Origin of the sequence: Lysinibacillus capsici (assembly GCF_003367505.1) — a bacterium.
Taxonomy (GTDB): domain Bacteria; phylum Bacillota; class Bacilli; order Bacillales_A; family Planococcaceae; genus Lysinibacillus; species Lysinibacillus capsici.
In genome coordinates, this window is record NZ_PXXX01000011.1 from 1 (window position 1) to 23,243 (window position 23,243).

At 37.1% G+C, this 23,243-nt stretch carries 24 protein-coding genes and 2 pseudogenes; 16 read left to right on the forward strand and 10 right to left on the reverse strand.

Features of this window, described 5'->3' with window-relative positions; translation table 11 throughout:
* The coding region (locus C7B89_RS23420; protein WP_115673547.1) for a hypothetical protein at nucleotides 1–538 on the forward strand (538 nt) is incomplete at its 5' end.
* Nucleotides 539–573: 35 nt separating this feature from the next.
* Here the strand turns inward: C7B89_RS23420 and C7B89_RS09145 are convergent.
* Nucleotides 574–1,272, reverse strand: a pseudogene (locus C7B89_RS09145) (DUF421 domain-containing protein).
* A 160-nt stretch (nucleotides 1,273–1,432) separates the two neighbouring features.
* Between C7B89_RS09145 and C7B89_RS09150 the strand changes: the two are divergent.
* Nucleotides 1,433–2,452 (forward strand): serine hydrolase domain-containing protein, encoded by a 1,020-nt coding sequence (locus C7B89_RS09150; RefSeq protein WP_115673548.1) that lies wholly within the window; start codon nucleotides 1,433–1,435, stop codon nucleotides 2,450–2,452.
* Between the two features lie 52 nt (nucleotides 2,453–2,504).
* On the opposite strand, the gene C7B89_RS09155 is transcribed toward C7B89_RS09150, so the two are convergent.
* Nucleotides 2,505–3,182 carry a hypothetical protein gene (locus tag C7B89_RS09155; protein WP_244205612.1) on the reverse strand — a complete coding sequence of 226 codons (678 nt, stop codon included), beginning with the start codon at nucleotides 3,180–3,182 and terminating at the stop codon, nucleotides 2,505–2,507.
* A gap of 135 nt (nucleotides 3,183–3,317) precedes the next feature.
* Between C7B89_RS09155 and C7B89_RS09160 the strand changes: the two genes are divergently transcribed.
* The gene (locus C7B89_RS09160; RefSeq protein WP_115673550.1) at nucleotides 3,318–3,803 is read left to right on the forward strand and encodes a hypothetical protein; all 486 of its coding nucleotides are present in this window, start codon (nucleotides 3,318–3,320) and stop codon (nucleotides 3,801–3,803) included.
* An 8-nt stretch (nucleotides 3,804–3,811) separates the two neighbouring features.
* Here the strand turns inward: C7B89_RS09160 and C7B89_RS09165 are convergent, their stop codons facing one another.
* Complete coding sequence (locus C7B89_RS09165) at nucleotides 3,812–4,009, reverse strand: hypothetical protein (protein ID WP_009371305.1); 198 nt, start codon at nucleotides 4,007–4,009, stop codon at nucleotides 3,812–3,814.
* 362 nt (nucleotides 4,010–4,371) lie between these two features.
* Entirely contained in the window at nucleotides 4,372–4,677 is a 306-nt protein-coding gene (locus C7B89_RS09175) for a hypothetical protein (protein ID WP_115673551.1), read from the reverse strand.
* A gap of 282 nt (nucleotides 4,678–4,959) precedes the next feature.
* Here C7B89_RS09175 and C7B89_RS09180 point away from each other — a divergent pair, with 282 nt between their 5' ends.
* On the forward strand, nucleotides 4,960–5,484 hold the full coding sequence (locus C7B89_RS09180) for a GNAT family N-acetyltransferase (protein WP_048392959.1): 525 nt from the start codon (nucleotides 4,960–4,962) through the stop codon (nucleotides 5,482–5,484).
* 32 nt (nucleotides 5,485–5,516) lie between these two features.
* Here C7B89_RS09180 and C7B89_RS09185 read toward each other — a convergent pair whose 3' ends face one another.
* Nucleotides 5,517–6,674 (reverse strand): Ger(x)C family spore germination protein, encoded by a 1,158-nt coding sequence (locus C7B89_RS09185; protein WP_115673552.1) that lies wholly within the window; start codon nucleotides 6,672–6,674, stop codon nucleotides 5,517–5,519.
* A 156-nt stretch (nucleotides 6,675–6,830) separates the two neighbouring features.
* Here C7B89_RS09185 and C7B89_RS09190 point away from each other — a divergent pair, with 156 nt between their 5' ends.
* A complete protein-coding gene (locus tag C7B89_RS09190; RefSeq protein WP_115673553.1) occupies nucleotides 6,831–7,625 on the forward strand; it encodes a PhzF family phenazine biosynthesis protein in 795 nt (264 codons plus the stop codon).
* Nucleotides 7,626–7,900: 275 nt separating this feature from the next.
* Here the strand turns inward: C7B89_RS09190 and C7B89_RS09195 are convergent, their stop codons facing one another.
* Both C7B89_RS09195 and C7B89_RS09200 read right to left on the reverse strand, forming a co-directional pair.
* Nucleotides 7,901–9,280, reverse strand: a complete 1,380-nt coding sequence (locus C7B89_RS09195; RefSeq protein WP_115673554.1) for an MATE family efflux transporter — start codon at nucleotides 9,278–9,280, stop codon at nucleotides 7,901–7,903.
* 17 nt (nucleotides 9,281–9,297) lie between these two features.
* Nucleotides 9,298–9,777 carry a DUF6530 family protein gene (locus C7B89_RS09200; RefSeq protein WP_016994140.1) on the reverse strand — a complete coding sequence of 160 codons (480 nt, stop codon included), beginning with the start codon at nucleotides 9,775–9,777 and terminating at the stop codon, nucleotides 9,298–9,300.
* A 243-nt stretch (nucleotides 9,778–10,020) separates the two neighbouring features.
* Here C7B89_RS09200 and C7B89_RS09205 point away from each other — a divergent pair, with 243 nt between their 5' ends.
* From C7B89_RS09205 to C7B89_RS09235, 7 genes are all read left to right on the forward strand, one after another.
* On the forward strand, nucleotides 10,021–11,652 hold the full coding sequence (locus C7B89_RS09205) for a diguanylate cyclase (RefSeq protein WP_066036814.1): 1,632 nt from the start codon (nucleotides 10,021–10,023) through the stop codon (nucleotides 11,650–11,652).
* A gap of 23 nt (nucleotides 11,653–11,675) precedes the next feature.
* Nucleotides 11,676–12,038: a response regulator transcription factor gene (locus C7B89_RS09210; protein WP_054548630.1), complete on the forward strand. Its 363-nt coding sequence runs from the start codon at nucleotides 11,676–11,678 to the stop codon at nucleotides 12,036–12,038.
* Entirely contained in the window at nucleotides 12,031–14,823 is a 2,793-nt protein-coding gene (locus C7B89_RS09215; protein ID WP_115673555.1) for an ATP-binding protein, read from the forward strand. The genes C7B89_RS09210 and C7B89_RS09215 overlap by 8 nt, the downstream gene beginning before the upstream one ends.
* A 552-nt stretch (nucleotides 14,824–15,375) precedes the next feature.
* Nucleotides 15,376–16,569, forward strand: a complete 1,194-nt coding sequence (locus C7B89_RS09220) for an MFS transporter (RefSeq protein WP_115673556.1) — start codon at nucleotides 15,376–15,378, stop codon at nucleotides 16,567–16,569.
* A 117-nt stretch (nucleotides 16,570–16,686) separates the two neighbouring features.
* The gene (locus C7B89_RS09225) at nucleotides 16,687–17,223 is read left to right on the forward strand and encodes a TlpA family protein disulfide reductase (RefSeq protein ID WP_115673557.1); all 537 of its coding nucleotides are present in this window, start codon (nucleotides 16,687–16,689) and stop codon (nucleotides 17,221–17,223) included.
* Nucleotides 17,224–17,322: 99 nt separating this feature from the next.
* Nucleotides 17,323–17,661, forward strand: a complete 339-nt coding sequence (locus C7B89_RS09230; RefSeq protein ID WP_048392945.1) for a hypothetical protein — start codon at nucleotides 17,323–17,325, stop codon at nucleotides 17,659–17,661.
* Between the two features lie 245 nt (nucleotides 17,662–17,906).
* A complete protein-coding gene (locus C7B89_RS09235) occupies nucleotides 17,907–18,131 on the forward strand; it encodes a hypothetical protein (protein ID WP_115673558.1) in 225 nt (74 codons plus the stop codon).
* 50 nt (nucleotides 18,132–18,181) lie between these two features.
* Here C7B89_RS09235 and C7B89_RS09240 read toward each other — a convergent pair whose 3' ends face one another.
* Complete coding sequence (locus C7B89_RS09240) at nucleotides 18,182–18,694, reverse strand: GNAT family N-acetyltransferase (RefSeq protein ID WP_115673700.1); 513 nt, start codon at nucleotides 18,692–18,694, stop codon at nucleotides 18,182–18,184.
* Between the two features lie 540 nt (nucleotides 18,695–19,234).
* Between C7B89_RS09240 and C7B89_RS22875 the strand changes: the two genes are divergently transcribed.
* Nucleotides 19,235–19,414 (forward strand): hypothetical protein, encoded by a 180-nt coding sequence (locus C7B89_RS22875; protein WP_146750732.1) that lies wholly within the window; start codon nucleotides 19,235–19,237, stop codon nucleotides 19,412–19,414.
* Between the two features lie 54 nt (nucleotides 19,415–19,468).
* Here the strand turns inward: C7B89_RS22875 and C7B89_RS09245 are convergent, their stop codons facing one another.
* Nucleotides 19,469–20,344: a DMT family transporter gene (locus C7B89_RS09245; RefSeq protein ID WP_233436422.1), complete on the reverse strand. Its 876-nt coding sequence runs from the start codon at nucleotides 20,342–20,344 to the stop codon at nucleotides 19,469–19,471.
* A gap of 205 nt (nucleotides 20,345–20,549) precedes the next feature.
* On the opposite strand from C7B89_RS09245, the gene C7B89_RS09250 reads away from it, so the two are divergent.
* The 3 genes and pseudogenes from C7B89_RS09250 to C7B89_RS09260 all read left to right on the forward strand — a co-directional run.
* Nucleotides 20,550–21,038: an Lrp/AsnC family transcriptional regulator gene (locus tag C7B89_RS09250; protein WP_103118092.1), complete on the forward strand. Its 489-nt coding sequence runs from the start codon at nucleotides 20,550–20,552 to the stop codon at nucleotides 21,036–21,038.
* Between the two features lie 224 nt (nucleotides 21,039–21,262).
* A complete protein-coding gene (locus C7B89_RS09255; RefSeq protein WP_054548639.1) occupies nucleotides 21,263–21,541 on the forward strand; it encodes an ArsR/SmtB family transcription factor in 279 nt (92 codons plus the stop codon).
* Nucleotides 21,542–21,592: 51 nt separating this feature from the next.
* Nucleotides 21,593–21,973: pseudogene (locus C7B89_RS09260) on the forward strand (VOC family protein); the annotation flags it as partial.
* A 315-nt stretch (nucleotides 21,974–22,288) separates the two neighbouring features.
* On the opposite strand, the gene C7B89_RS09265 reads toward C7B89_RS09260, so the two are convergent.
* Nucleotides 22,289–23,134: a copper amine oxidase N-terminal domain-containing protein gene (locus C7B89_RS09265; protein WP_115673559.1), complete on the reverse strand. Its 846-nt coding sequence runs from the start codon at nucleotides 23,132–23,134 to the stop codon at nucleotides 22,289–22,291.
* Between the last annotated feature and the right edge of the window lie 109 nt (nucleotides 23,135–23,243).

The following is a 23,243-nucleotide window of genomic DNA, read 5'->3' on the forward strand; positions in this document are numbered from 1 at the left end:
AACAGGAAGTACAGGAGCAACAGGTTCACAGGGAATAACAGGGGCGACAGGAGTCCAAGGCGTAACAGGAAGCACAGGAGCGACTGGCGCAAGAGGGACTACAGGTGTTACTGGAACAACAGGTCCAAGTGGTTCAGGTTTGATGGAAGTTTTCCTCTCTACAGATCAATCAGTTGGTAATAATGATTTTCTTGGTACTGGTAATTCGTCAGCTTCATTCGTGAGAAGTTCAATTGTTATTCCTGAAAATGCTACAATTAGAAGCTTAACATTGAATATTCGCGACCATGCTCTCATCGCAGGTCAAACCGCTTCAGCACAAATATTTATCAGCACAAATTGCGGATTTACTAGCGTTGCTACAGGTATCATTGCGAGCGTATCAGGTCCAAATTCATCTACAACACCCAATTGTTGTGCAAAAGTGATTGCAAATTACCCAGTTAATAGTTGTACACTTCTTTCTGTACAAGTAAGTACAACGGGAGGAGCATTTTCAAACGGTGTTTCAGCAACGATACTTTTTAATACAGTTTAATTAAGCGTTTTAACTTTTGAGTTTTGGAGGGGAAGTTAATAAGGGAAAATATGCAATTTATTATTCTGGTTGATTGTTGCCAATAGGACATCCTTTACATCAATGTTATAAGTTGATAGTTGGTCTTTTAACCAACTCTCGGTTAGCGTTGTTTTATTCAACTCATGGTAATCAATTTTTCCCTCTTTAATAAGAACCGTGGGAAGAAAAAAAGGATTAGACTGTACACTTATATCTGCTCGTGTTGGTGTTTGGTAGGGTGTATGCAAAAAACTAGAGATCGATCCGTCTGGTTCCCATAAAGCGAGTGCTACATTTTGAACTTCTTCAATTTTTTCTTTTCTTAACTCTGATAAAAGTAAATCAACAGATATTCTAGCCTTTTGTAAGTTGGCGCTAATAATTTGCCCATTTTTAATCAGGGGAATCGGCGGGGAGTCTATCAAATGACGAAAGGCAACCCATTTTAGGCTCAAAAAAACACCGATGAGGTAGAGCGCAACTAAAACGGCCATGGTAATCATGGAACCCTTCATTCCTAAACCTTCACCAGATAAGGGATGTGCGATAATATTCCCAAGTGTGATAGCCATTGCAAAATCCAGCATTCTTAACTAAGAAATAGAGCGCTGTCCCATAATTTTTGTTGCGAAAAGTAGGAAGAAAAAAGCGACAATGGCTCGGAGAATCCATTGAGTAGCAGTAAGTGATTCTTGACTATGAAAAAATTCCACAGCGACACATCTCCTTTTTTCTTATTGTTTCCTTCCGTTACATGATTATGCGGATCTTCTGGATTGAAACGAAATAGACTTGTAAAAATATGTTCAAAACGATATTGTTAAAATAAAAAAGCTATTATTTAGTAATTTTAAGAAAATCAGGAGAATATCTATGCAAACAAAATTACAAAATATTCTTATCGACATACAAGAGAAGGTTAATTTTTCAGGAACGGTGCTAGTGGAAAATCAGGAGAAGGTTGCCTTAGTCAGCCAAAGTTTTGGCTATGCGAATCGCTCAGAACAAATCGACAATCATGCCAAAACTCGTTTTGGCATTGCCTCTGGCTGTAAAATTTTTACTGCAGTCGCTATTTGTCAGCTTATCGAAAAAGGGAAGATAGCATTTGATACGAAATTATGCGATTGTCTGCCTCAACTATTTAAGCACTTCGATGAGCAAGTAACCATCGCTCATCTGCTAACACATACGTCAGGAATACCCGATTATTTTGATGAGGAAGAAATGGAGAATTTTGAAGCGTTATGGGTTGAAAATCCGATGTACCAGCTTCGAACATTGCGAGATTTTTTACCATTATTTCAGAATCGTCCAATGAAGTATAAAGTTGGTGAGCGATTTCACTATAATAATGCAGGATATATTGTATTAGGGTTAATTGTAGAGAATGCAACTGGTATGGATTTTTCCGCTTACATTCAACAACATCTTTTCGATCGGGTGAATATGACGGAATCAGGCTATTTTTCGTTAGATTCTTTGCCAGCTAATACAGCATTAGGGTACATAGACAACCCAGATGGAACTTGGAAAACAAATATTTATTCTTTACCTGTAAAAGGGGGTTCCGATGGGGGAGCATTCGTAACAGGGAAGGATATGGCAAAGTTCTGGAGTGCACTTATGAATTTCGAACTTTTAAATGAAGAGTTAACGAATCAACTGCTAATGCCTCATGTCGAACTGAATGAAAATGATAGTTATGGCTATGGTGTATGGATTAAGAAGAATAGTGAACAAGCAATATTAAAATACCATGTGATGGGGTATGATCCTGGCGTGTGCTTTCATTCAGCCTATTATCCTGCTTCTTCCATCAAAGTTGTCGTATGTTCCAATAAATCTAAGGGCGCTCTTGATATGATGAAAGGAATAGAGGCTATCCTATAAAAGAATAAGGCTTGTCTGTGAAAAAGATTACAGGCAAGCCTATTGCTAGTTATTAAGTAATGCCACCATGTATATTACAATAATACTCGATCTCAATAATATGAGGTGAGGATACACCATTATATGAATAGTAACCACCGATTGCAATATTGTAAGCACTGCCATGATCTTTAATGGAAGGGTCATACCCCGTTTGCGTCCAGTAGCCTTTACCCTGTTCAATTTTAGAAGACAAGGAATGCATAACCGAAAATAACTGTCTTCCACCAGGAATGTCCATGCTTAGTTGGGTGTCAAATGAACCATCAACACGAATGATTGTTCGATGTGCCCCCATATGTAATTCAACGAATTTTGGTACTTTAACTGGAGAAAAAACTTCCTTATTATCGGCCACGACATAAGAAGTGTCTATTCTGCCTTTTAACATGTCTTCAAAATCTTTTAATTCAAGCCAATAATTTGCTGAAAATGTTGTAATGGGATCTAGCTTAAAGCCTGTACCATATTCTTCATTTAGTTTATTGACAATAGCCGAATATTCTTTATAGTAGTATTCTTTCTGTGGTAGCGTTAAAACTAATGGAACAGGTGCCATGACAGATTCCATTGCTATTATTTGTTTATCTACTGATGTAGATAGTGGTGAGGCTGCTTTGTCATCCTTTTCACAGCCTGTTAGGAAGATGGCTCCTACTACAATGCTTGTCAACAAATATCTTTTCAACACCTTCACCTCCCAAAAATGAATAAAATCTATTATACCATACATAAATATGTATAATTTCGTTTTTTTTGGTAAAATGATAATTTCCTAGTATATTGTAGATAGAACAACGATTAAGCAAGTGTAAGGGGCGGTATAGTGGCAATTTTAAAAGATGATTCGAGTCATCCGAGTTGTGAGGTAGAGCTAGATATTTTAATGGTGAACGAGGAAAGTGTAAAGTTTCGTATTGAATTTCGCTTTGGGCCAGCTTTCCCAGCGATAAATACTGAGATTTATTGTTTAAAAAGAGATTTCCTTCAATTATTAGAAGACATAACACAATTGGAGCCTGCTTATTTAAGTATGCTGGAGCCGCATGATCCTGGCCTATGCATCTATCATATCCCTCATTATGGTGAATATTTTTTTCCTGGATACGGTATCTTTCAAATTCCTGAAGAGGAGAGGGAGGAAGCAGAGCAACGTTATAAATTAGTGTTTGTACTAGATGCTTATGAGAAGAATCATCATGGTGCAAGAGAATGTGGGCCTGCATTATGTATTATTGTGAAGATGGAACAAATCCGAGTCTTCATTACCACTTTGCGAGAACAAGTAAAGAAATTCAAAAGTAAAAGGTGATACAACGGTCATTCATTCTCTTCTACAACGATGCTATAGGATAGGTTGAGACGATCACATACCCAATTTTTAAATAGATGATCAATTTGTTTTTTTATTTCATCGCTAGGTAATTGCTCATTAATCCCTAATTGTTCAAACGAAAATGTTTCCTGAATTTGATCGGTATATTTCGTATTAAAGGTAAACGTAATGAGTTTAGACACGTTGATTTTCCTCCGTTTTCTAGCGTGTACATTTATGAGCCAATTATTAGAAATTGAATGTCGTTGATATTTGTAAATAAATTTTTTATCTTTGGGTAAAAAGAATAGAAAATGCTGTCGGCTGAATCATCATGAATAGAGACAGTGTAAGTAGCATAATTTTCTAGCAATTGTTTTAACGGTTAGATTATTTGTTCATTCGGTGTTTCAGCTTTTGTTCTTTTGCTAGTTCAAGAGTGATTGCTGCCGTCATATTTAGTATATCTAATTGTCAAAAGGTAATGTAACAAGTATGAAATTTATAAAGTATTTTTGTTAAAATTTAGTATAAACTTTTGTGCATGTAGGTGCAATAGTTACCATTAAGGAGCAGTATACTTCTGTTTTCTTCTCTTCTTTTGCTTATAGGTAAGATAAGAAGTTTTTAAGGAGGCATAACTTCCAATTGCTGCATAGCCATAAAACCAGCCCATGAATAGTCCTGCAAGAAGATTATGTCGGTGGCTGATGAAAATAGAAATGAATAAGCCGACAACTAGTGCAATGGTTGGAACCCAAAAAGGCTTTATATGACACATTTTCTTAATGAGTTGGGTAATCATCATAACTACAGGGACTGCAACGACGGCATCCCCAAAATTTGTATGTATGAGTGGAAAGTGTTCCATTCTGTTCACCTCTCATTGACTATTTTGAACTTATTGTGGACATATAGGGAAATTTTATACAGTAGTGTAGTGTGCAACATTGGGGATTTGTAGAGAGAGTGTATAGATAGCTCTGGTAGACTTACACTGTCGGGATGCACAAGCAAACTAACACGCACAAAAAGGACAGGGCAACTAGCCTTGTCCTTTTAACAAAGTGGCATCAAATGGAAATAGGGATTGCAATAGCTAGTTGACAAATGTAAAATTTGATTAATAAATCTACAATAAAAGAGGTATATGATGTTTCCAATTTTACATACTGAACGATTAGTGTTAAGGGAATTGACGAGTTCTGATGGACAAGTTCTTCTTGCGTGCTTTTCGAATCCTGAAGTTTTGCGCCATTATGGACAACAACCTTTAACCAGCTTAGTTCAAGTGCAGCAAATCATTCAAAATTTTGCCAACAATTTTGCCGAAAAACGTGGTATTAAATGGGGCATTGCATTAAAGGATCAAGAAGGAATTATTGGTACAATCGGCTTTCAAGAGTGGTCAATAGAGCATCGAAGAGCGGAAATCAGCTACGCCCTTTTTCCTGAATATTGGGGAAATGGCTATGCTCAGGAAGCTGTTAAACGAGCTATTTCCTATGGTTTTGAAGAAATGGATTTAGTACGTATTGGAGCCATTGTATTTAAAGAAAATGAAGCTTCCAATCTACTATTGCAAAAAATAGGCTTCGAACAAGAAGGATTATTAAAAAAATATATGCATCAACATAATGTGCCCCATGATACTTATATATACTCACTTATAAAATAATAGGGAGACCAGATTCCTATGAGGACATCTGGTCATTTTTTTATTGTTTCTGTAAAAGTTTTTCGACCTGGATTGATTTTGGCTACATCCACATCAATTTTACTAATTGAATCCTCTGATAATGGGATTTTTCCATCTTTCTCAAGCTTTTTCCAAGCCTTGACGTTATCGCGGTAGAGATATTCTGACAATCGATAGATATCCACATCTAATTTTAGACCTTCTTTATAGGTTTCCTGAATTTCCTTTTTCACTTCTTTTACAATAAGCTCTCTCAGCTCCTGTTCGGTTACTTTTCCTTTAAAACCATTGATGGTCGCATTGATTCTCAATTTGACTTCAAATGTAACAGCCTCTTGTTTGACAAGTGGTTCCACATCGACATGTATTTTCTCAATACTGACCGTTAGTTCTTCCTGGTCACTTGTGTTTAATTGAAAGGTAATCTCCCCACGATTTGTATAGTTATGCATCCATTGACTGCCGCGAGCCGCAGTGTCTTGCACGAACCCCTTAAAGCCATCTTTCGATAGGACACCAACCCCTGAAAAATAGGTTTCCTCAACTTGCTCCTCATCTGTTTCCCAATCGTCTTTAATGGACACATAAGGAATTGTTACTTCATAACTTGGCTCATTTAAGCCAATGACAACATCTCTTAAGTCTTTTGGTTCGATAAATGTTTCTTGTTCTGTTGGGTTGATTGGGTTACTTAATTTTGATGAGGATAACGAATTTCTTAAGATTGGTGTGACAAGCAATATGTCTTCAACTGGGTTTTTTGTACAATACACCCAGATTTGATACCTAGTATCACGAAAGCGTATGAATGTATCGATGACAGGAATAATGTGTTCATTTTCCATAGCCTGCTCTGAAAAAATCATATATCGCATATGCCCCCAAAAAATTTCTTGATCCGAGGAGCGATATAATTTGTAAATTGCCTCTTCTATTGTTTTACCAGTGGCACGTCCTACTTCAGCAGGCGCCACCGTTGCGCTAGGTTGTATAGATTTCGCGACATCAGCGAAATTAATCACTTGTAAATAGACAATATACTCGTCGTTTTCGTAGTCTACACCTACTGCATTTATATAGTACATTCTTTGCGGCTCCGTAATATCCCAGCATCCTGCGAGTAATGTCGTCAATCCGATGATCAATAAAAATTTGAAATAAGTTTTCATGGTTTCTCCACTCGAATTGCTCTTCAGTTGTATTTTATAGTGTTAGCTTAGACAAAAGATGGCTTTTTTATAAAGTGCTAGCTGAGGAAATAGTATTTGGAAAATTATATCCAATGAAACAATTTTCAGGTATGATGAGGCAAGGAGGGGAGAACGGTGACTAGTATTTCATATTGGCTAATTAATACATTTACGAATGAGCTATATAAAGGGAATCCTGCAGCAATATGTCTATTAGATGAAGAAGTTTCTGAGGAGACCATGCAAAAAATTGCACAGGAGATACCTGTCCCGACAACAGCCTTTATTGAAAAAAGACAGGTTGAATTTACGCTGAAATGGTTTACGCCAAATAGGCAAATACCCATTTGTGGTCACGGCACCCTTGCTAGTGCCTTTGTCCTTTGGCAACAAGGAATTGTGCCAAAGGAGCACACAATTACATTTCATACAGCAAGTGGTCCTTTACATGCCAAGTGGCAACATGAACGAGTGGAAATCGCCATCAAAACGTATCCAATTGCTGAAATGGAATGTCCTTCAGCATTGGAGGACTGGTTAGGATGTAAGCCCATCTTTGTAGGGAGGACCGAATTGGATTATATCGTGGAAGTAGGCAATGAAGACCTAATTGTACAGTTTGAACCTGACTTTTCTGCGATGAAGCAGTTTCCTGTTCGAGGTATATGTCTAACTAGTCAAGCGAAGGAAGAAGACATCGATATCGTATCTCGCTTTTTTTCTCCAGCACAAGGCATTGATGAGGATCAGGTAAATGGATCAAGTCATGGCGCACTAGGCCCTTATTGGTGTGAGAAATTATCTAAACAACAACTTGTCAGCAAGCAGCTTTCTAAACGTGGAGGTGTAATCTATGTGGCTCCTCATCACAACAAGGTATTGATCGCAGGCGCAGCAGTTACAGCATTGCAAGGAGAATTAAACATCTAGATACGGTTTAGAAGGAGATTTGTATTCAAAGTATACAGTTCGTTTTCTATATTTCGCCTTATTTTGGTAACTGCTAAAAAGTGAGAAAAAAATTCGAAATTTGTTGTAACCTTTTTCAATGTTAAACGACTACTCTATTAGTAGAATACAAAAGAACTAAAGCAAGTAGTAACATTCACTTTTCACAAAATGACCAGGGCTCAATTTTGAGTGCCTGGTTATTTTGTTGCCATAATAAAAAGAGGGCACGCACATATGGCATGCCCTCTTCCATTTTATTCGCTCAGCATAGCTTTTAATGTTCGTTTTTGCCAGCCTAGCTTGAAGTATGCATATTGCATAATGAAGTGGACGCAGAAGGTGATTGGATAGGCTAACCAAACGCCATTTAGTTCTAGTGACGTATGGTGAGATAATAGGAACGCTAATGGTACCTGTACAACCCAAATCGTAATGACTAAGAAGATAGTTGGCCATAATACGACACCAGTGGCACGCATTGTAGCAGAAACAGTTTGTGTGTGTCCGAAAATTAAATAGCTCCAAAAGGCGATATATAAATAATTCTTGGCAATAAGCACAGTCTCATGTGAATCGATAAAGAAAGCCAAAATAGGCTCTGCAAACAGATACATAATGAGTATGATCGCGCCACCTAGAAGATAATTAATGCGCACACCCATTTGACGGATTTTTTTAATCATCTCTGTAGAATTAGCCCCTAACGCCTGTGCTACAAAGACAGATGTTGCAATGGCAATACTCATTGCTGGGACTTGTGCATAGCTAGCTACCTGATTGACAACGCCATAAGCGGCAGTAGCATCCGAACCATAGCCATTCACAAAGCCAATAACGGCAATTTCGGCTACTGAAATGGCAACCATGCTAATACTGGATGGAATGGCTAGCTTTAATAAGGACGATAAAATATCTTTCTTTAATTTAAAATGCTGTAAGATTGTTTTATCAAAACGTAGTAAATGCTTTGTCTTATGCAAATAGGCTAACAACAGAATCATTGTCACCAGGTTTGATAACACAGAAGCATAGGCAGCCCCATTTAAGCCGAACGCAGGCAACCCCAACCATCCGAATACTAAAGGGGGGAGGAAGGCGATATTTAACACAACACTAATTACTAAAAATAGAAAAGGTGTTTTGGAATCGCCGACTCCTCGCATAAAGGTTGTATACACCAAATACCAAAACATAATCGGTAACGTGAAGAAAAGTATTTGGGCATAACTAATACTCATGTCTAAAATATTCGCAGGTGTCTGCATAAAACGTAAAATCCATTCGATGAAAAAGCCACCAAAAATCGCGACAGCGATGGATAAAATAGTTGTAAAGGCGAGTGTTACACCAACAACCTCTTTCATTTTGGCATGATTACCAGCCCCAAATGTTTGCCCGACTAAAATAGAGCTTCCTGAACCAATGCCAATTGCAAAGGCCATTAAAAAGAAGAAAAATGGAAAAAATGCCGAAATGGCTGCTAGGGCATCGACCCCTAAATTGCGTCCGACGATAAACATAGCAAAAACTTGGCCAACAGATTGCAGCACATTCGCTAGCATCACGGGAATTAAGAAATTTAAAAAAGCTTTGCGTAGCTGTTGATCATCCTGTAACATTTGTTCGTTCATCATTAAGTTCCTCTTGAGTTTTAATAACCCATTTCTTTTAAGATTCTTGAAAGTGTGCGTAGGCGTTCACCAATTAGCTCACCATCATTATTAAGTGCTTGCTGAAAAAGCTGAATATCCTCTTTAATCTGTTCATTTTCTGTGCAAACTTCCACTGTCATGGCATCTCCCTGTAAGCCTACACGATTAATTACAGGGTTTTCTTCATCATATAAATGCTCATGACGATAAGCCTCCTTAAAATAAAGTTCCGTTTCACACACTAAAATAGCGAGATCAAGTACGCGGTGTAGGGGAAGTTCTTCTGATTGGCGAGACCACTTGCCACCTGTATGCCGCCAAACCTTCGCAGAAATATCAACCTTTCCTCGATCATTCCATTGTGCCAGACCAAGGGAAAGCCCTTGTGCATCTGTTTGATAAGCCGTGCGCCCATCAATATTGGCATAATTTTCTGCCACGATGACAGGTTTATGTTTTAAATGTGTTGGAATTTTCATGTATCCGTACTCCTTATCATTTCGAATTTAGTAATTTAGTAAATTACTGCTTTAGTAAATTTAACATTAAACGTTTCTATAAGTCAATCCAAAAGAGCAAAGTTTGAACCCTTTCTTTTAAGACCAGCTAAAGATGGGCTTAGAGTAAGGGATTCATTACAATAAACGTTCAAAATCTGCCGTGGTTTTTACAAAATAGTAAGTTATAATTTATAGAAGTATGATTGATTGGAGAGAAATAGGATGGAAACAGCTAAATATCACCGAATGGTTTATACACGTATATGTGAAAATTTACAAAAATGGGATAATAGTGACTTTGTTAGAGAAGACGAGCTCTATTCATTTTTACATACGTTAAAAGGCACCGCTGGATCAATCGGTTTACATGAATTAACGTCGATTGCTCGTGAAAAGCTAGAGCTTTTGAATGAAGATAGTAACAAGCAATGGACCCAATCAGAATGGAAAAAGTTTCTTGCTCCATTTATTGAAAGCGTTCATTTTTATAAAGAAAATGATTCAATGACACAACATATGGAACATCCTACAACCATCATTAAAAATCCAGCAAAACAAGATTTTATTCTGATAATAGATGATGATGTTGTATTTATTTCCTATTTAAAAAATGTTTTAGAGAAAAAGGGCTACTCTGTCATTGCAGCTCATAATGGTAAACGAGGATTAGCGTTAATTTATGAATTGCAACCATCCATCGTATTTCTAGATATCATGCTTCCAGATTCTAATGGCTTTTCTATTTTAGACAATATTAAAAAGACGAAAAAAGAGCTCATGTTTGTGACAGTGATTAGTAGTAATGATTGTAAAGAAAATCGTATTCGCACATTGGAAATGGGTGCTATGGATTTTATGGCAAAGCCCATTGATGAAGAGCTATTAATCGCTTATGTTTCCAATCGCTTAGCCTATAAAAGAGAATTAGAACAGGCTATCGTCATTGACGAATTAACCCAAATTTATAATCGTAAATTTATGGAATCGCAAATGAAGCTTTTCATTAAACACCATCAGCAAAACAAAGAACATTTTTCAATTGCGATTATCGATTTAGATTATTTTAAAAAAGTAAATGATACATATGGTCACCTAGTGGGGGATGAGGTGCTTAAGGGTTTCGCTTCATTGGTGAAGGAGCTAAAAGGAGCTGAAGAAATTGCTTGTCGCTATGGTGGAGAAGAATTTGTAATTTTAATGCCTCGTACAACTAAAAAAGAGGCATTTATTTTTATTGAAAAACTTCGTACCTCCATGGAGAAAAAGACATTTACAGCAAATGGAACTAGCTTCCATGTTACATTTTCGAGTGGAATTGCGGAAGCCACTTCTACTAATTTACATCCTAAAAAGATGCTAGAAGAGGCAGATCAAGCACTTTATACGGCCAAGCAATTAGGGAGAAATCAAACGATCATCTTTGATAACGTAGCTGCTGTGGAGAAAAGAAAGGTGAAAATTAAGATCGTTGTCATTGATGATGTGTATATTATTCGTGATCTGATTACCAATCATTTTAAGCATTTGGAGGAAAATGACGATTATAGGATTGAAACATTATCATTTCCTGATGGCATTAGTTTTCTGGAATCCAATTGGTATGACCCTGCATGCAAATACATTATCTTATTAGATTGGATATTGCCGCAAATGGACGGCATCGAGGTGCTGAGTAAGATAAGAGAGCAGCATGCTTCAAGTAATGTAATCGTCTCCATGCTAACTTCACGTGTGGGGGAAGAATACGTCATGAAGGCTTTCATTAATGGGGCGGATGATTATATTGTGAAGCCGTTTAATGTGGCTGAAGTATCGGAACGTATTGTTCGTTTAATTCATCAAATGTTTCTTTAATGGGAAAGGGAGAAAAAGACAGGATGGCTAGAATTTTAGTAGTAGATGATGAAGAAATATTACGCATGTTAATACGTGAAACATTAGAAGATTTAGAATTTGATATTGATGAGGCAGAGGATGGCGAAGAAGCCCTAAAAAAAATGATGGAAAGCTCCTATGATTTAATGATACTCGACTATATGATGCCGAATTTAACAGGAATTGAGGTGATCGAGCTTCTCCCACAAGAGATTAAAATGTCGATGCCTATTCTCATGCTGACAGCAAAATCACAGGAAAGTGATCGTCAAAAGGTATTTGACTTAGGGGTAGATTACTTTATGTCCAAACCGTTTAGTCCCATTAAGCTAATGAACCTGGTGGAGGACATCTTAAATGATTAAGTCGACACCCTTGCTGAATAAAAGTATACGCAGCCAATTCTTTAAAATGCTGCTTTTTCTAGTTGTTAGCTTTTTAATCATCATTGCTGCCTTTCTTGTCGTAGTTAATGCAAGTCAAAATGCCTTACAGCAGAAGAGAGAGCAAATGTATGAAAAATCAATGCTTGTGGATGAATTGGAAGAAAATTTTAATGGCATATTTTTTCGAGCAAGGGGCTACTATGCCTTTCAAAATGAGCAGGAATTAAAGCTATTGTATGAAAATTTGGAGAAGTTCGAAGTTCTATTACAGCAGTTTTCGCAACTGGATTTAACGGAAGAAGAACGAGGGCTCTATAATGAGCTAGTTGATTTTCATTATAATTATAAAACGGTTACTCTCCCAAAAGGGTTAAGCTTTGCGAAGATGGGGGATTATGAGGCTTTGCGAGAGCTTTCGAATAGTGGCGCAAATGACCTTGTCAATAAATTTATTGCCTATACAAAATCCTATAAGAAAAAAACAGACCACTCCTTAAACCAAATTTTTAGCAAGACAGTGGAGCAGGGGCAATTATTTACTTTTATTTCGCTCATGATTAGCGGTCTCATTTTACTATTTGTTGGGGTCATTTTACGAAGAGTGCTGAATAATATGATTCGACCAATTGAACAATTAACACTTGCGACAAACGCTTTGGCGTCAGGGAAATCTATTGATTTAGGTAATCTTGTACAAAAGGAGGATGAGTTAGGCATTCTAGCGAACTCATTTCTTAAAATGATACTCTCCATTCAGGATAAGGAAGAGGTACTGACTACTCAAAATGAGGAGCTTTTAGCGCAGCAGGACGAGCTTCAAGAAAATCAGCTACAATTACAAAATTCATTAAATTATTTAGAAAAGTATAATCAATTAAATCATGTACTAACCTTTACGTTAAATAAACAGAAACTAATCGATAATCTCCATAATTATTTAAACGACATTTATCAATATGATACGAGTGTGCTGTATTGGATGGAGGGCAATGTTTATGCGACAAAAGGTTTATCACACCAATCTGCTGCAGCCCTAGTTGAAAATTTTGGCATGGATAAACAAGCACGATTAAAGCAGGAAAAATCCTTTGTTATTACACGTCAATTGACAGCAAATGAAAAAGGAATTGCACAAGAGTCTTATTATGCCTATGACTTGTATTCTTCCGTGTTTAATTCTAAACGGGAGCTAGTCGCTATTTTAATGGCGACACGAGAGGGGCATCCCCATAATGATCGGGATATAGATAGTTTAAACGGATTATTAAATCGTGTGTCCATCGCATTTGAACGTATTCTTATGTATGAAGAGGTAGAAAAATCGAGGACGTTAAATCAAACGATTATTGATAATGTCAACGAAGGAATCCAGTTAGTTTCTGCTACAGGCGATACCGTTCTTATCAATAGAGCGCTATGTGGTATTGTCAACCTCCTTAACTTGACAACAGAATCAAGTATCCCTAAAAAGGATTGGCTACAGCATTTTCAAAAATGTAGTGCCCAACCTGATGAATTAATTGAATTTTTAGAGGCATCTATTATGGAGAGCTTTGAGGAGACACGAAAATGCCGCTATTGTATGACGGCTGAACATGAAATCTTTGTCGAGGTGTATGCAACTTGTCTTTTTGATGGACAGGAAAAAGTAGGCACCATTTTTGTGCATCGTGATATTACAAGAGAATATGAAGTAGATCAAATGAAATCGGAATTAGTGAGTACGGTAAGTCATGAACTGCGAACGCCTTTATCGAGCGTACTTGGCTTTACAGAGCTTCTGTTAACGAAAAATATAAAACCCGAACGACAAAATAAATATATCGATACAATTCATAGAGAAGCGGTACGACTAACCAATCTTATAAATGACTTCTTGGATTTACAGCGAATGGAGTCAGGCAAGCAGCAATATAACATGGAGACACTACAATTAAATGAAATAGCCTTTGAAATTGTCAATCGCTTCCGACATGAGCAAAAGCATAATGTCCATCTAATTGATAAAGCAAGAGAGGTCTATGTCAATGCAGATCAAGATAGACTCGTCCAATTATTTATTAATTTAATAGGAAATGCGATTAAATTTTCTCCACAAGGTGGGGATGTGGAGATTTTGTTAGAAAACAAAAATAATAGCATCCAAGTGAGTATAAAAGATGAGGGGATTGGCATATCTAAACAGGATATTGCTCAGTTGTTCCAAAAATTCAAACGAATCGATAATAGTTTAAGACGTAAAATAGGAGGAACTGGACTGGGTCTTTCCATTTGTAGAGAAATCATCTTAAAGCATGAGGGAGAAATATGGATAGAGTCAGAAGAGGGACAAGGTACTACTGTGTACTTTACTTTACCACTCGCAAATAACACTATCACCTTCGATGAAGAGGATGTAATGGAGGATAGCAACGGCTTAAACATTATGCTTGTTGAGGATGACTTAAGCTTAGCTCTATTGTTGTCTGAAGAGCTAAAAAGCAAGGGCTTTACCGTGATTCATCATCATGACCCAAAAAAAGCTTTTGAAGATACACTCAATACGCCTTTACTTGGTATTGTGATTGACATAATGCTGGGCGAAGAAATGAGCGGCTGGGATTTAGTCCGTGCACTAAGGGAAAGAGAGCATACAAAAGAGATACCGATTATTATATCCTCAGCATTAGATGAGGTAAAAGAAATGGTGGACCAATTTCAAATTAAAAAATACTTAACCAAACCATATCCACCTGAAGAAATATCAAAACTGTTTGTGAAATAATAGGATAGCTTGATTCATTGTCCGTAGCATTATATTGTAAGGAAAATGTGAGCAGTAGCTTAAATTCATAAAAACTATAATAGGTGAAGCCAAAGCGTATGTCGAAAGTTGCCCCATTCAACCAGGCATTAACCGAGTCTCTATCAATTCATTTTTGAAGGCGAACAACTTAAAACTAGAAAAATAAGTTTCGTGAATTTTTCTTCAAAAATGTGTAACCTTTGCCAAGCTGGCACGACTACTGTACTAGTAGAATACAAAACACTAAAGCAAACTAGTAGGTTTCACTTTTCACAAAAAGACCAGGGCTCAAATTTTTTGAGAACACCTGGTCTTTTTGCGTGCTGGCAACAAAGTGGAAGTAATGCTAAAATAAGATAAATACTTTAGAATTTTCATGAAATTTAATCAAAATCACGCATAGAAATTTGAAAAAAATGAAATCCCCCATCGTTTTTTCAACTAGGCGTAAAAAGGAGTTCAGACATGCAGGTTCGTCCAATTTAAAAATCTCCCAAGAAAAAATAAAATCTTAATTTTGGGGGATAAAACGTGTTTAAAAACCGATCTTTTTTACTTTTATTGACAGGTCAATCTTTAGCGGATATTGGTGATATTCTCTATATAGTAAGCGTGATTAGTATAATTTATCGTTTCACCAACTCGGCGATTGCTACTTCCTTCGTACCGTTTATTATTACTACTTGTATGTTGATTTCCAGTCTGCTAACACCTCTTATTACGACAAAAGTGTCGTTGAATCAATTGCTAACTATTTCTCAAGGCTTTAAAACCGCTGTCATTTTGGGCCTTGCCTTGTATGTACAATGGGTAGGCGACCAGCCGATGATTGGCTTTGTGTTTTTATTGATTGCGATGGTTGCGTTTTTGGATGGTTGTGCCAATCCTATTCGTCAATCCTTGCTGCCTCATTATGTGGAAGAAAAGGATTTATTGCGAGCAAATAGTATTGCAGAAACGGTTATCCAATCCATTCAGGTGGGTTCTTGGTTTGTTGGCAGTTCCTTGCTGCTTCTCTTTACAACCTCACAGCTTATATGGGGCGTTGTCGTCCTGTTTTTCATGGCAACATTGCTTTTAAAGCTTTTACCAGATGTGGCACGTATGGAACGTCCACAAAAAAAGAAATGGGTGTTATTTATGCAAGGGTGGCAATCCATCCATCAAACACCTGTACTAAAGGTAGCTGCACGAATGGATTTACTGGAATCAATGGCAGGTGCAGTGTGGGTCGCAGCGATTTTACTTGTTTTTGTAGAAGAAGCATTGCAGGCTTCTTCTCAATGGTGGGGTTATCTCAACGGCATTTTTTTTATTGGCATGATTATAGGGAGTATGATTTGTTTAAAATGGACCAAATTTATTGAGCGTAAGAAAGCTATATTCATAAGTGGAGGTGCGCTGTTGTCCGCTATTTTTACATTATTCTTTGCGGTTAGTATCACACCATTGATGGCTTTACTCTGTTCTTTGCTGATTGGCTTATGTGGACAATTAAAAAACATTCCACAGCAAACCATCATTCAAACAAGTGTCTCAAAGGAGAAATTACCAACGGTGTATACATCGTTGAATGTCATTGTGACAGGGGTATTCGGCCTTTCATCTTTAATGATGGGCATGTTGTCAGAATGGTATGGGATACGAGTTGTTTTTTTGCTTTCAGCTAGTATGCTACTTCTCGTAAGTGTGATTGCCTATAAAAATAAAACATCATTCACGTAAGAAAGAGTAGCCCTTACTTTTAGAGTAGGGGCTATTTTTTATAAAAAGTTCATATCCTGTTAGTTGATAGTATGGTAAAATATACAAATATTTGTATATTTTAAAAGGAGAGTTAGTATGAATCGTAAAAAAATAAGTTTCATTATCTCTGCACTTATCATAGCAATCTTTATTGGTGTGGTATTAAAAAATGTTTTTTTCCAAGCATCTCTTACACCATCTATGACTGTTTTGGAGGATGGCACCAAACAAATTAATTATGAAACTGCTTTAACAAAGCTAGATCAATCCTCCACAACGTTTGAAGCATATAAGGGCAAAATAGTAGTAGTGAATTTTTGGGCGTCCTGGTGTGGGCCTTGTCAACAGGAAGCACCTGAACTAGAGGCATTCTATCAACAAAAATCAAAGGATGTCGAGCTGCTAGCCATCAATGCCACAGCCTATGATAGCTATAAGAAGGCGGCAGCATTTAAGGATACTTATGCTTTATCATTTCCTATCTTCCTAGACGAAGAGGGAGTACTACAGAAAACGTTTGAAGTGGTGAATTATCCTAGTACCTTTATCTTTGATAAAGAAGGAAAATTACAGCACAGCGTGAAAGGCGAACTCACTCAACAACAATTAATACAATTGATTGATGATCTCTAAGAACAAAATAAGTCTTATAGACAATATATTTAGAAAAATGAAACTTTTTCTAAAAAGATGCGTAGAAGTAGCTAAAGAAAAAAGGAAGGGGCTCCTTTAATGCCACGGAAACACATGATTATTATCATCATTGCATGGATTGTAGAAATATCGTTGACGTACTGGGTTGCCACAATATTCTCTGTGCGATTTATCGAAGTGATGTTTTTCACGGGCATTGCCTTTACCTTAGGAACGTTTTACTTTTCGAGTAGCGGTGGAGCGATGTCAAGGCTTTATACATCCCAAGTGAGTGCACAAACAGGGATCATTCATGAGCGAGAACGGTTCAAGGTTAAACTTGGGCCCGTATTTATAGCGTCACTGATATTTTTCCTTATTGGATTGGTATTCTTTATTTTACTTGTAACAGGCATTATTCCACCACAAAAGGTGTGAAAGTTATTGGCTTCCACCTGCAAAAAATCAAGATGGCTAGGTGCTCATTTTGATTTTTTTGCGTTGTATAGAATTTGTAGAGTGCGATATTATAAAATAGGCTTCGATAATTGTATTTTTACAATTACAAAGGAATAAAAAGGTAACTATTATACTATAATTACCCTTCGTTATTAGTAATTTGTCATGCAAAATATGTATATCTATGGAGGTATACAAGATGTTAAAGGAGCTATCAAACCGCAGTGCCCCAAAATCGAAACCAACAAAATAGAGAGAAGAGTAGACCTCAAGAACCTGACGTTCAGTATAATGCTATGCTAGAGATTCAAACAATGGAAAGTAGCATAAAAAGATACATAACAGTGCATGGTGATCACTTGAATGCAGCTGAATATCATTCTTTACTGCAAATGATTAAGAGTTTAGAGGAATTGAAAACAGCGATTAAAGAGGTCTCATTAGATTAGGCACATTCTTTTAAATTGGATGATCTGACAATACGGTTTGTCAGATCATCCTAGGAATTAATCCACCGGTAATAAGTAAAAGTGAAGTTTTGACCATTCATTTCAAATGATTCTCCGCTTCTATCCAATTGTTTAAAACCGTTTTTTTCTAATACTTTTTGAGAGGCTATATTGTTTGTTGTTGTTTGTGCCTCAATGATGAGCATGCCTTGCTGGCGCATAAGGTCTAATATTAATTCTAAGGCTGTATGGGCAACCCCTTTCCCACTAAATTCTTGTCCTACTCTATAACCGATATGGCCTAATCGTTGATCCTTATCAATATCGATTACATTGATTCTTCCTATAATTTCTTCAAGTTCATTTTTTATTAGATAGAAATAGGATAGCTGTTGTGCTTGTTCCTCTAAAAGCATGTCATTTTTTCTTATGAAATTTGGTAATTCGTAATAGTCATCCCCTCGACTTGGGACTGTTTTTTCAAAATAGGCCCTATTTTTAACCTCAAATGCATATAAGTTTTCAAAATCACCCTGTGTTAATGTTTCTAATCGAATTTTCATGGCATCTCCAATCAATTTTGGTTTTTCTTTCATTATACCTGTAGTCTAGGGTTAATCTCACCAGTTTTTTGATTGTTCAGATTTTGTAGATGTGTGGATAGACATGAGTACTGGTTTGCTTTTTCAGCCATCCACTAAAAAAGGACCGTCATTAAAAAGACCCACTTCCTGTCGGGTTTAGTGAATTAAATAGTGAGCGGACAAGTAAATTAGTAGAGGCATTGAGATTTTTTAAGAGAGTCCAGTAATTTTCAAAATGTGGAAGCACTTGTTCTACTAGAAAATGAACTTAGGTTGGTTCAAGTCTACCTCTATATACAGTAGGAGCGTTTTGGCAAGCGTATTCAGGTTGTATGGCAACTAAAGTCGGAGACAACTGTCCTCATCCCATCACTGACTAACCAGCCATTAATTGAAAATGCATTAAAGCATGGAATGTTAAAGCGTTCTGACGGGGGAACGATACATATTCGTATTATCAATTTTGATACCCATCTCGAAATCACCGAAGCGGATAATCGTTGGAATGGATGAAGACAATTGGCAAAACTACTGCAGCCTCAAGAACGCTCATCCAGCAGTAATCAATATCCATATAAGATTGCAACACCATTATGGGCAAGGTTTACGTATGACAAGCAAGCTTCACGAAGGAACGGTGTTTCACTTGTGGTAGTAGCAAAAAACATCTACATCATAAGATGCATTGCCTCTCGATGAGTTTTAAGAGGTGGAATGCATCTTTTATTATTTGCAAGTTTGAAAAATAGAAATTTAGAGCACAGCCTGAGGCGTCTTCGTTTTAAAATGTGTGAATAAGTAGCATCCCAAAATCACGATGATTCCCCCAATGCCTTGCAGCCAGCTTAGCTGTTCACCGATAAATAAAAAGGCGAGCAATGCTGTGAAAATAGGATTAAAGTTTAGAAAAATACCAGAGGTTGTGGCACCTAATTGTTGAACGCCAATATTCCAAAATACCATACAAACTACTGTAGAGATGACCCCTGTATAAAGAAGCGAAAGGATGAAGGAGGAGTCGATTTCGGAGAAGGTAAAATCCGTAATTGTGAATGGGACTAGGATGAGTACCCCAAACAAACCTGCATACAATGTCGCCATTAACGGAGAGGTTGTTTGCATAGCCCACTTACTACATACAGAATAAAGTCCCCATACGCAAACGGCTGCCACCATCCATAAATCTCCTGTATTCAATTGGAAGTGCCATAACAGCTGCCAATCTCCTTTCGAAAGGACAAGAAAAACACCAATTAAAGAGAGTACCATCGCCAGAAGTTGCAAGCCATTTATTTTTTCTTTCAGAAAGGCGAAGGAAAAAAGTGCGATGGACATGGTATTCATTGTAGAAATAAGACCAGCATTCGTGGATGTTGTTCGTTCCAACGCTAAAAATTGAAATATATTAAATAAGGCAACACCTGTAATGCCCATCAGGAATAATGGCACAAGAGCGGCTTTAGCAGGAACCAATCTCTTCTCTTTCCACCAAACTAACGGTAGCAGGACGATCACTGCGATCAGCCATCTGACCAACGTTAAGGTCATTGGAGAGGCATGAGCCACTAGCGTCTTAGCCACAACAAAATTGCCTCCCCATAGTAAGCTCGTGACAAGCATTAAGCCCATATAAAATTTAACCACAGTATAGGTACACTCCTTTTGCTTTTATGTATAATAAGAATCATAGCACTATTAGTGATTTATCAGTATAATATTTTGTATAATTGAATAAAATCAAAATAATCGAAAGTTATTTAATGAATATCAAAATAATATTTTGATATTCATTAAAAACTTCCTTGTCTAAAAATAATCAAAAGAGGAGAAAACAATGGAGGATATAAAAAATAAAGGATTAGATAATGTCGATCTGCAAATATTAGCGATTTTGCAGCGAGAGGTTCAGATTAGCAATGCGGAATTAGCTAGACGGGTGAATTTGTCCCCACCAGCAACCCATACAAGGGTGAAACGTCTAGAAAATGAAGGCTATATTGATCAACAAGTCGCAATTTTAAATCAGGAGAAACTAGGGTTTGATTTATTGTGCTATATATTTATGAGCACAAATATTCATCAGGAGAAGGAAATAGAGGAGTTAGAAAACAGCTTGAAAACAATGACCGAAATTATGGAATGTCATTGCTTAACAGGTGCCTATGATTATTTGTTAAAGGTCGTAATTCGAGACCGCCAAGACTTAGATCAATTTATTCGAAAATTAAATAAGCTTGGCGTTTCTAGAATTCAAACGAATTTATCCTTACGAGAAATTAAATATTCTACAGTGTTACCGATCGAAGAAAAACAGCAAGTCTGAGTAAGCTAACTCAGGCTTGCTGTTTTTTACTCATGATAGGTAAGCAGCCGCTCCAAATGAGTAGAGAAGCGCTCGAAAAAGGTAAGCAGCCGCTCTAAATGAGTAGCACTCCGCTCACGAGGGATTATCCCAGCTCCAAATAAAGAGATCACATGTGCAAAAATATACAACCGACAAGTCGCTTATAGTTGACATGCAACCATAGAGTTGCCTATAATCGAGCTATGAATTGGGATAAAGACGCTGTTTTTAAAGCACTAGGGGACTCGACTCGGAGACTTATATTAGATGAACTGGCTGAGTGTGATGAGATGACGTTGTATGAATTGACGGTGCGTCTTCTAATGAAACATGAACTTTCCATTTCGAGGCAGGGGATTGCTAAGCATCTGTCTGTCTTAGAGAGTGCTGGACTCGTCCTATCACAGCGAAAGGGAAAATATCGAGTCATTCTTTTCAATAAGGAACCACTTAAAGATTTACTGAAAGGATGGGTAGAGTAAAGTTTACGTGTGAAGGATGCTTCTTAAACGACTAAAAAGGAGGAAAAGCAATTGAATATTATTGTCAACAGTATCTTTGTACATGATCAGGAAAAGGCACTGGCATTTTATACGGAAAAGCTAGGGTTTGTAAAAAAGGAGGATGTCCCAGTAGGAAAACATAGATGGCTAACGCTTGTGTCGCCTGATGATTTAGAGGGCACTGAGCTATTACTTGAGCCAGATGAGCATCCTGCAGCAAAGGACTATCAAAGGAGGATTTTCGCTGAAGGCATTCCAGCAACAATGTTTGGAGTTGCTGATTTAGAAAAGGAGTATAGCCGTTTATTGGAGAAAGGCGTTGAATTTACACTTAAGCCGACAAAAGCGGGAGAAGTCACAATAGCAGTTTTTAATGATACATGTGGCAACCTTATTCAGATTATACAAAAACAGTGTAGAAAAGCGTGTTTGATAAAAAATATCAAAACACGCTTTTCTCATTACTCAGCCATTACCCAACCTTTATCATCGTTCAAAACGTTTAGATTTTCTTTTGGCTGCGCATTTACGGTCTGTTCTTTGGCTTCTGCTTCCTCGCTGGGCGGAGCTTCTTCCGACGAACAAGCAGATAAAAGGAATAGTAGCGCTATACTTAATGATAGGAATTTCTGCATGAGGCAAACCTCCATCAATCAATCGTTGGTATGAATATTTTGCACATCTTTTTACAGAATATGTTGTGTATAGCTGCCATTAATAATTTTTTTAAGCGACTGTATTACTAATTATTTTGCTAAAGCCATTATTATATGCACTATTAATCAGCTGCTGTATTGACTTCACTGCATGCTCAGAGAAAATATACCAGTTATCGCCATCGAAATCATGGAGTAAATACTCAGGATAGCCTTGTAATAATTCCTCTGGGAAAGGTTGATTTAATGTATAGATATCATATTGTTGAACACTGTTTTGATCATAGCTCATAAAATCAAATTGACCAAGCTTGTAATAAGATCCAGGAGTTTCTAGATTGAGGTGCCAATAATAATCTTTCGGAGCCTCTACTTTGTCGCCTTTCTTTTCTTGGAAAATTTTGAAAAGTGCTTGGTGATAGGCATTGCCCTTGATGTCCTGAATGACACCACCCATTGTCATATGGTATTCATAGCGTAGTACTTTGATTTTTTCATCTTCAATTAGCAATGGTTCAGTCGTAATATTCACTGTGCCATCATTATAATGCACTTGGCTGCCGAATGTTTCAGCAATAAAGCGAATTGGTACATAGGTGCGATTGTTTTTCATGTATGGTTGTACATCCAATTGCTCTTTTTGACCATTTTTAATGACTGTTCGGTTATTAAGATTCAATTTAATGGTTGTTTGATCCATTGAAAGGGTGATTTGTGAATCCTGCCAATGAACTTGCGCACCAAGATTTTCACTGATCACTCGTAATGGCACCATTGTTCGATTGTTTTTTTGCTCGGGTGCTGTATCAGATTTTACCACAACATCGTCGATTTTGATTTGTGTCGTTGCGGCATCAGCAGGTGTTGCTACAAATAATGTAGATGTTAAAAATAGCCCTGTAAAAAATTTTTTCATGGTATATAACCTCCTTATACTTTAACACTTACCACCATCGGAAATTTTACCATAATATTCTTATGTATATAATAAAAACTTTACTATTTTTTCTTTTGGCTGGAAAAGG

Excerpts from the sequence above, each read along its gene's own strand:
- C7B89_RS09150 (WP_115673548.1), top strand. The coding sequence starts at position 1,433 with ATGCAAACAAAATTACAAAATATTCTTATCGACATACAAGAGAAGGTT.
- C7B89_RS09175 (WP_115673551.1), bottom strand. The coding sequence starts at position 4,677 with ATGGAACACTTTCCACTCATACATACAAATTTTGGGGATGCCGTCGTT.
- C7B89_RS09180 (WP_048392959.1), top strand. The coding sequence starts at position 4,960 with ATGTTTCCAATTTTACATACTGAACGATTAGTGTTAAGGGAATTGACG.
- C7B89_RS09185 (WP_115673552.1), bottom strand. The coding sequence starts at position 6,674 with ATGAAAACTTATTTCAAATTTTTATTGATCATCGGATTGACGACATTA.
- C7B89_RS09195 (WP_115673554.1), bottom strand. The coding sequence starts at position 9,280 with ATGATGAACGAACAAATGTTACAGGATGATCAACAGCTACGCAAAGCT.
- C7B89_RS09200 (WP_016994140.1), bottom strand. The coding sequence starts at position 9,777 with ATGAAAATTCCAACACATTTAAAACATAAACCTGTCATCGTGGCAGAA.
- C7B89_RS09205 (WP_066036814.1), top strand. The coding sequence starts at position 10,021 with ATGGAAACAGCTAAATATCACCGAATGGTTTATACACGTATATGTGAA.
- C7B89_RS09210 (WP_054548630.1), top strand. The coding sequence starts at position 11,676 with ATGGCTAGAATTTTAGTAGTAGATGATGAAGAAATATTACGCATGTTA.
- C7B89_RS09215 (WP_115673555.1), top strand. The coding sequence starts at position 12,031 with ATGATTAAGTCGACACCCTTGCTGAATAAAAGTATACGCAGCCAATTC.
- C7B89_RS09225 (WP_115673557.1), top strand. The coding sequence starts at position 16,687 with ATGAATCGTAAAAAAATAAGTTTCATTATCTCTGCACTTATCATAGCA.
- C7B89_RS09230 (WP_048392945.1), top strand. The coding sequence starts at position 17,323 with ATGCCACGGAAACACATGATTATTATCATCATTGCATGGATTGTAGAA.
- C7B89_RS09240 (WP_115673700.1), bottom strand. The coding sequence starts at position 18,694 with ATGAAAATTCGATTAGAAACATTAACACAGGGTGATTTTGAAAACTTA.
- C7B89_RS09245 (WP_233436422.1), bottom strand. The coding sequence starts at position 20,344 with ATGGGCTTAATGCTTGTCACGAGCTTACTATGGGGAGGCAATTTTGTT.
- C7B89_RS09250 (WP_103118092.1), top strand. The coding sequence starts at position 20,550 with ATGGAGGATATAAAAAATAAAGGATTAGATAATGTCGATCTGCAAATA.
- C7B89_RS09255 (WP_054548639.1), top strand. The coding sequence starts at position 21,263 with ATGAATTGGGATAAAGACGCTGTTTTTAAAGCACTAGGGGACTCGACT.
- C7B89_RS09265 (WP_115673559.1), bottom strand. The coding sequence starts at position 23,134 with ATGAAAAAATTTTTTACAGGGCTATTTTTAACATCTACATTATTTGTA.